This window comes from Thioclava litoralis (assembly GCF_045278885.1).
In the GTDB taxonomy this organism is placed as follows: Bacteria; Pseudomonadota; Alphaproteobacteria; order Rhodobacterales; family Rhodobacteraceae; genus Thioclava; species Thioclava litoralis.
In genome coordinates this window covers 1284881-1292500 of sequence record NZ_CP135443.1, presented here as the reverse complement: position 1 = coordinate 1292500, position 7620 = coordinate 1284881, and the positions used below count along the sequence as shown (strand labels likewise).

Here is a 7620-nt window from a genome sequence, read left to right as displayed (position 1 = left end):
TGCAGGTGACCCAAGCCACCGATGGGGTGCGGATCGAACGCGGACGCGTCTATATCATCCCACCGGGACACGGGCTCTCGGTCGAGAACCGCGTGTTGCATCTGACCGATTTCGAGCAGCCCCGCGGGTTGCGCCGTCCGATCGACGATTTCTTTGAAAGCCTCGCACGCGATCAGGGGCGCTATGCGGCCTGTGTCATCCTGTCCGGCACGGGGGCCGATGGCAGCGCCGGTTTGCGCGCCATCAAGGAATTCGGCGGGCTGTGCGTTGCGCAGGACCCCGAAACCGCGCGCTATGATGGCATGCCGATGTCGGCCAAGGCGACGGGGCTTGTCGATTTCATCCGCGCGCCGGGCCGGATCATCGAGACCATAAGCCAGTTCTATTCCCACAGTTCGCTGCAACTGGACGATGTCCAGCTGGGCCAGTCCATCGAAGCGATGGTGCCCGATATCTGTGCTGTCGTCCGCAAAACATCGGGGCATGATTTCGCGCTCTACAAGATCTCGACACTGACCCGCCGGATCGAGCGCCGCATCCGTGTTCTGGGGCTGAGCGATGCGCTTGACTACCTGCGCCGCCTGCGGGTGGACGCGAACGAATGCGACAAGCTGTTCCGCGAGCTGCTGATCAACGTCACCCGCTTCTTCCGCGACCCCGAGCAGTTCGAAGCCCTGCGCCAGCGGGTGATCGAGCCTCTGGTTCAGGAAAGCACACGCGACGAGATCCGCGTCTGGATCCCCGGCTGTTCCAGCGGCGAAGAGGCCTATTCGATGGCCATGCTGTTCCATGATGCGCAGCAGCGTGTCGGCCATCATCAGCAATTACAGATCTTTGCCACCGATATCGACGAACAGATGCTGCGTATCGCGCGTCAGGGCACCTATCCGCAGGCCGCGCTGGCCGACATCCCCGAACCGTTCCGCGACCTTTATACCGTCGGGCGTGACGGGAAATTCCAGATTGTCTCGCATCTGCGCGACCGTGTGCGGTTTTCCCTGCATAGCGTTGTGCGCGATCCGCCATTCTCGAATATCGACCTGCTCTCCTGCCGCAATCTGCTGATCTATTTCGGCGACAAGTTGCAGGCAGAGGTGATGCCGATCTTCCATTTCGCGCTGCGTCCGGGGGGCACATTGTTTCTGGGTCCGTCAGAAACGGTGGGCCAGTATGACAAGCATTTCATCCCCACGGCGGCCTCCGCGCGGATTTTCACCCGCGACGACAGCCGTTCGTCCTATCCGCTGCTGATCAAGGGACAGGCCGATCAACAGCAGACCAGCCGGATCCACCTGGGCGAGAAGGATGACAGCCCCAATATGCCGCGCACCAGCACCACAGAGGCCGAAGCGCGGCTGCTGAACGCCTATGCCAACCCTGCAATGGTGGTGGACCGTTCGGGCAAGATCCTGAAGACCAGCGGCAAGCTGAGCAAATATCTCGATATCGATCTGCTTGATACCCATGTGCGCCATGCGCAGTCGGTGGCCCGCCCCGGCCTGAAGGAAGCCATTTCGGCCGCGATCCGCCATGTGGCCGAGACCGGGCGCAAATCGGTCAATCGCGACCTGTCCGCGCATTCCGAATTCGGCGTCCAGAAACTGGAGCTGCTGGCCGAGCCCCTGCCGGACCGGTCGATCCTGCTGGTGTTCCGCGATGCGGCGCGGTTCACACCGATCGAGGATCACGATTTCGACGAGGTCGAACCTTCGGACAGCCATGTGCAAAGTCTTGAGGAAGAGCTTCGCGCAACCCGCGCCCGCCTGCACACCACCGTCGAGGAGCTCGAGACCGCCAATGAAGAGCTGAAAAGCTCGAATGAAGAAATGATGTCGATGAACGAGGAGCTGCAATCGACAAACGAGGAGCTCTCGACCGTCAATGACGAGTTGAAGAACAAGATCGAAGAGCTGTCCGTGGCCAATGCCGATTTGCAGAACTTCTTCGCCTCCACCGCCCTGCCCCTGATCGTGGTGGACCAGCGCCTGCATATCCGCAATTACACGGAATCTATCCTGACGCTCTATCCGTTCCGCCACGGCGATCGCGGACGTCCGCTGACCGATGTGACAAGCTATCTCAACGAAAACACCGAGATTTTCGAGGCGACACGGCAGGTGATTGCCCGTCAGCAGGTCCAGCAACTGACCATCACCCAGCGCGAAAGCGACAAGACATGGTCTTTGGTGATCAACCCCTACCGTATCCGCAGCGGCGAGATTGACGGCGCAACGCTGGTTTTCACCGATATCTCGCAGGCCCTGACGCTGGAACAGGAACTGGCCCGCGAGGGCGAGCGGCTGAAGCTGGCCCTTGAGGTCGCGGGGCTGGGTGTCTGGGAATATGACCGCCGCGCCAATACGCTGGATATGGACGCGCGTTGCCGGTCACTGTTCCGGCTTGACGAAAACGACGATCTGTCGAAGCCCCGCACCCTGCTGCGCCATGTTTTGCGCGACGACCGCGAGATCCTGCGCGACGGCCTGCGGCAGATGGCTGGCCCCGAAGGCAATATGGATATCGCGATCCGTCTGGACACCAAGGACCTCTCGCCACCCACGCTGAAAATCGTCGGGCGCCGCCTGTCGCATGACGCTCTGGGCCGCCGTGTCGGGGTGATCTTCGATGTGACCGATGCGCAAGAGGCGATGCAGATCCGCGAGACCATGCTGCGGGAAATGAACCACCGCGTAAAAAACATGTTCTCCATCATTTCGGGAATGACGCGCATCGCGGGGCGCAAGGCAGGCTCGGTCAAGGAATTCACCACCGAGCTGGAACAGCGCATCGCCGCCCTTGCACGGTCGCATTCGCTGACCCAGTCGGGAGATACCGGTCGCGGCCTGATGCTGCGCGAAGTGGTGAAAGTGGCGCTGGAGCCCTACGAGAAACAGGCCGAAATCCGGATTGACGGTCCGGAGGTCTATGTCCAGACGAAAGAAATCAACGCCCTGTCCCTGCTTTTCCACGAATTAGCAACCAATGCCGCGAAATATGGGGTTCTGGGACCAACGGAAGGCACACTTCAGGTAAGCTGGACGGTTGCGCCCAAAAACAAATTGATTCTTGAATGGAACGAACTCTATTCCAACCGCGTTATCCCTGGTGAATCGACGATTGGAAGCGGGTTCGGATCGACCCTGATCAAACTTTCCGCCGCGCAACTCCACGGCGATATCGAGGTCGAAACGAGCGAAGAGAAACGAACCACTAGGCTAAGCTATGGGCTGTCAGACTAACGAGCATGTACAAAAAACTGTCCTGATCTGCGAAGACGAGCCCATTGTCGCAATGGATCTCGAGATGATGGTCGGGGATATGGGCTATCGGGTAATAGGCCCCTGCGCCTCCCGCTCGGAGGCACGGACAATGATCATCAAGGAGCGCCCGGATGTGGCGATCCTTGACGTACAGTTGCGCGATGGCGAGGTGTTCCCTCTGGCCAAGCGCCTACAGGAATGCGGCACCAGTCTGGTCTTTCAATCCGGTCACAGCCGCGCCGAAGAAATCGAGACGCGCTTCCCCGGTGCCATTTTCTGTGAAAAACCTGTCTGGGGGCATCAGCTGGAAGAGGCGCTACGCCATTTTCTGGACGGCGAACAAGAGCCCGACCTCGCCGAGTAAGCCGGCCGCATAGCCGCCCGACCGGGTGCTCTTCATGAAACAAAGACCCCTTGCGGGTCTTTTTCATTTCGAGCGGGTCTTTTTCATTTGCAATGCCCCGTGCGGGCGCACTGTCGGGCCGCTGTGCCATACGGGATAGCTTCTGGAACACTGCAAACGGGCAAGGGGCGCAGTCCGGCGCCCCTTCCTGTGTCAGGTGTCGTGTCAGTCGAATTCGGACAGTCGGGGGCGCTTGCCGATTGTCACATGGTCGATATCCTCCGCCGCAAAGCCGCGGATCAGCGACGGGATCATCATGGAGACCAGAATGAAGATCGGCAGACCGACCACGGTGATAACCTGCTGCAGCGCGGTCAGACCGGCATCACCGGCCAGAACGATCAGCATAACGGCCACCAGCCCCTGCGCGACCCCCCAGAACACACGCTGCGGCACAGGCCCCGGCTCGGGGGTGCCGGTGCACAGCATGTCCACCACCAAAGAGGCCGAATCCGCCGAGGTGGCAAAAAAGATCGCCACGATCACCACGCCGAAGCCCTGTAAAAAACCGGCCCACGGGAAGTGCTCGAAAAAGGCGAACATCGCCAAGGGCACGCTTTGGGCGACAGCCGCACTGATCTGACCGGCCTGATCCCCCATTGCCGCACGGGCGGCAGGGCCGATACCGTCGAAATCCATCGCCTGCCAGCCAAAGATCGCAAACCAGATCAAGGTGAAAAGCGAAGGGGCGGCCAGCACACCGAAAACGAATTCGCGGATCGTGCGCCCACGCGAGATCCGCGCGACGAACAGTCCGATGAAGGGCGACCAGGTCACTGTCCATGCCCAATAGAAGACAGTCCAGCTTCCCTGCCAGCCCCAGCTCGGAGTTGCGGGATTCTCATCGGCCAGCATGTCGTTCCAGAAGGCCAGACGCGGCAGATTTTCGAAATACAGCCCGAAGGTTTCCACCACGCCACGCAGCAGGAACAGCGTCGAGCCGGTCACCAGCACAAACACCATCAGCGCCACGGCCATACCGATATTGAGGTTCGAGAGGAACTTCACCCCCTTATCGAGCCCTGCGGTGATCGAGCCAACGGCGACCCCTGTCAGGACAGTCAGAATGATCACCTTGAGCACCGTGTCATCGCGCAGCCCGAACAGGGCCGACAGCCCCGCCGCGATCTGGCTGGACCCCAGCCCTAGCGAGACCGCCACGCCAAAGAGCGTCCCGAGGATCGCAGCAATATCGATCGCCTTCCCCCAAGGGCCGTAAATCCGCTCTTTCAGAAGGGGATAGAACACGGAACTGACACGGATCGGCAGGTCGTAGCGATTGATGAAATAGGCGAAGGCCAGACCGGGAAGTGTGAAAATCGTCCAAGTGTGCAGGCCCAGATGGTAGATCGCAATCGACATCGCGTCCTGCGCGGCCTGCGTGCTATAGGGTTCGACCCCCGGCAACGGTGGTTTCGAGAAATGGCTGATCGGTTCGGCCACGCCCCAGAACATCAGCACGGTGCCGATTCCACCGGCAAACAGCATCGTGAACCAGCTCAGATTGGAATATTCGGGACGGGAATCGCGCGGCCCCAGCCGGATATGACCATGACGCGACATTGCCGCCCAGATCAGAAATCCCAGCCAGACATTGACGCCGAGGATGAAAAACCAGCCAAGATTGACGGTGATCCATTCGCGTCCGGCAGCGAAGGCATCGCCAATCGGACCCGGCGCGATCACCAGCAGGATGACAAAGGCAACCATGAAGAGTGCCGAGATGAAAAAGATATAAGGATCGGTTCGCAAACCGAGTTTGCGCACAAGTGAATGCACGTCGTTCTCCCTGTTTCGGGCTCGGGGGACGTGCCACCCAAGCATTGCGTTTCTTGAACGTCGTCGTTCGTGATCGGGAGAAATCCCGATCAGGGCGGGTCATTACCTAGAGCAATTTTCGCAAAAACCCAACCAAGGACCGGTTGCAGGCCCGATTCACGTGAAAAAGGCCGCACCTGTAGAGATGCGGCCTTTTTGCATTATGCGTATTTCGTTCCGATCAGACCGGCGGTTTGCCGCGGATCGCGCGGGCCACCATAGCCACCACGAACAGGATCAGGAAGATCACGAACAGGATCTGCGCGATCCCTGCGGATGCACCGGCAATGCCCCCGAAACCAAGAGCGGCGGCGATCAGTGCGATAATAAGAAATGTAAGAGCCCAGCCAAGCATAGGAACCTCCATCGGTTGTTTCTGGCAATCATCTTGCGTTCTGGCAGGTCAACGTTGCATTTTGCTCGGAGGTTCCGCGAAAAGATTGCAAAATCCAATGGGAACCCGAACGCCCCGAGCGGCGTTTGCGCGCGCCCGCTCCAGCTGCCAGATTTCGGCCCGTTCCCGCTTTTCTCGACTTTTCCCAACCGCGCGAGGCCCGACAAAAAGACGCAGCCCCCGTCGCGCCTTGGGAACCTTCCCCGAGATCGGGCGTTTAGCTGCCAGATGCGGGTCAGCCGACTTCGCCTCGCCCCCAAGACGACCAAAGAGTAAGTTATGAACGAACATCACCCCGAACATACGACCAGCCCCGACACCGGCCTGACCGATACGGCGCTGCGTGCCTTTGAAAAGGGCCGTCAACTCGGGCGGGATGAGATGGCCTTTGCCCGTGCCGAGATCGCGCAGGCGGGGGCCAATCTACGTGTTGCGGCAGTATGTCTGGGTATCGCCCTTGCAACGGCTATCGCCCTGCTTGCGGCCCTTTCGCAAACGCTGGTCTATGCGCTTCAGGCTGCGGGGCTTGCCCCCGTCTGGGCGGCCCTGATCACCACCGTTCTATTGATGCTTCTTGGGGGACTTCTGGCGCTGCGGGCCTTTGTGCTGCTGCGCCGTGCTGCGGCGACCCCGCAAACAATCATCACCAAAATCTCTGCCGATCTGCAGAATCTCAAGGAGAGCCTGAAATGAGCGAGAAAGCCACCATCAAGGAAATCGAAAACCGCCTGAACAAAGACAAGGCCGATCTGGCCGGTACGCTGGCCGATTTGACGGGCCGCGTTGCACCGGGTCTTCTGGCCGAGCATGTGTCTGACTTCATTCGTGAAAACGCGACCCCCTATGCCAAACGCGCCGAAGCGACCATCCGCGAGAATCCGGTGGCCTTTGCCTTGGCGGGCGCAGGTCTGGCATGGTTTCTTCTAGGCCGCAAAAACGGTGCGGAAACTGCGGAAACCGGCTCTGTTGCAGCGGCAGCCGAAAGCGCGGCCAATGACTGGTCGGAAGAGATCGACCGCCTGCGGGCCAGCGCCACGCTGCGTCTGCGCGAACTGGAAAGCGAAGCCGAGGACAATGCCCAATCGGGCCGCGATTTCGTAAAGGAACGCGCCGATATGATCTCGAAATTCTCGGGCGATGTGCGCACGAAACTGTCCAAGGATCTCGAAGACCTGTCTGCGGAGGCCCGCAAACATGTGATCGAAGCCCGCGAGCGCGCTTATGCCGCCAAGCTCAAGGCGCAGGAATACGGCACCCGCGCCGCAACCGAGACGCGCCAGTTCGTGTCCGACCATCCGGTGGTCATCGCGGTGCTGGGCCTTGCCGTGGGCGCTGCCGTTCTTGCCGCAATGCCCAAGGAAAAGCTGCGCAATACGGCAGCAGGCCCCTATATCGACCGCGCCAAGGAAGAGGCGATGTCGTTCTATCGCGAAGAGAAAAAACGCGCCGAAGAGCTTGCGGCCCGCGTGAAGAAAGAAGCGCTTGATGCCGCGCGCGACGTTGCGCGCAGCGCCGAGAAGGAAGGGTCGGACCTTGGAGACCGTCTTGCGGAAGAATTCTCCAAAGAGGCCAGCGCTTCGGTGAAAAACCTGCGCAGCCATCTTCAGGCCAATGGTGTGGCGCATTAAGCGACAGAGAAATGCATGCAGGAAAGCCGGAGGAAACTCCGGCTTTTTTGATTTTCTGAAATCCGAATAACCTGTTGTGAAATTTATGCCTTCCGCAGGAACAAAGGCGAAAATTCA

6 protein-coding genes (1 of these 6 running past the window's edge) are annotated in these 7620 nt (G+C 59.9%); 4 read left to right on the top strand and 2 right to left on the bottom strand.

Annotation, left to right across the window (positions count from 1 at the left end; genetic code table 11):
• Both RPE78_RS06355 and RPE78_RS06350 read left to right on the top strand, forming a co-directional pair.
• On the top strand, window positions 1-3239 hold the 3' portion of the coding sequence (locus RPE78_RS06355; RefSeq protein ID WP_406721538.1) for a chemotaxis protein CheB. Its footprint begins 187 nt before the window's first position; the window shows 3239 of its 3426 coding nt (coding positions 188-3426); its start codon lies off the left edge, out of view; it ends in the stop codon at window positions 3237-3239.
• Entirely contained in the window at window positions 3223-3624 is a 402-nt protein-coding gene (locus tag RPE78_RS06350) for a response regulator (protein WP_339108665.1), read from the top strand. Before RPE78_RS06355 ends, RPE78_RS06350 begins: the two co-directional genes overlap by 17 nt.
• A gap of 204 nt (window positions 3625-3828) precedes the next feature.
• Here the strand turns inward: RPE78_RS06350 and RPE78_RS06345 are convergent, their stop codons facing one another.
• Window positions 3829-5442: a BCCT family transporter gene (locus RPE78_RS06345; RefSeq protein ID WP_339108664.1), complete on the bottom strand. Its 1614-nt coding sequence runs from the start codon at window positions 5440-5442 to the stop codon at window positions 3829-3831.
• Between the two features lie 220 nt (window positions 5443-5662).
• Window positions 5663-5836, bottom strand: a complete 174-nt coding sequence (locus RPE78_RS06340) for a DUF1328 domain-containing protein (RefSeq protein ID WP_339108663.1) — start codon at window positions 5834-5836, stop codon at window positions 5663-5665.
• Between the two features lie 318 nt (window positions 5837-6154).
• On the opposite strand from RPE78_RS06340, the gene RPE78_RS06335 reads away from it, so the two are divergent.
• Together RPE78_RS06335 and RPE78_RS06330 are read left to right on the top strand one after the other, a co-directional pair.
• Complete coding sequence (locus RPE78_RS06335) at window positions 6155-6568, top strand: phage holin family protein (protein ID WP_339108662.1); 414 nt, start codon at window positions 6155-6157, stop codon at window positions 6566-6568.
• Window positions 6565-7503, top strand: a complete 939-nt coding sequence (locus RPE78_RS06330; RefSeq protein WP_406721537.1) for a hypothetical protein — start codon at window positions 6565-6567, stop codon at window positions 7501-7503. Before RPE78_RS06335 ends, RPE78_RS06330 begins: the two co-directional genes overlap by 4 nt.
• The last annotated feature ends 117 nt before the right edge of the window (window positions 7504-7620 follow it).

Coding starts and splice junctions, on each gene's coding strand:
- RPE78_RS06350 (WP_339108665.1), top strand. CDS start 3,223: ATGGGCTGTCAGACTAACGAGCATGTACAAAAAACTGTCCTGATCTGC.
- RPE78_RS06340 (WP_339108663.1), bottom strand. CDS start 5,836: ATGCTTGGCTGGGCTCTTACATTTCTTATTATCGCACTGATCGCCGCC.
- RPE78_RS06335 (WP_339108662.1), top strand. CDS start 6,155: ATGAACGAACATCACCCCGAACATACGACCAGCCCCGACACCGGCCTG.
- RPE78_RS06330 (WP_406721537.1), top strand. CDS start 6,565: ATGAGCGAGAAAGCCACCATCAAGGAAATCGAAAACCGCCTGAACAAA.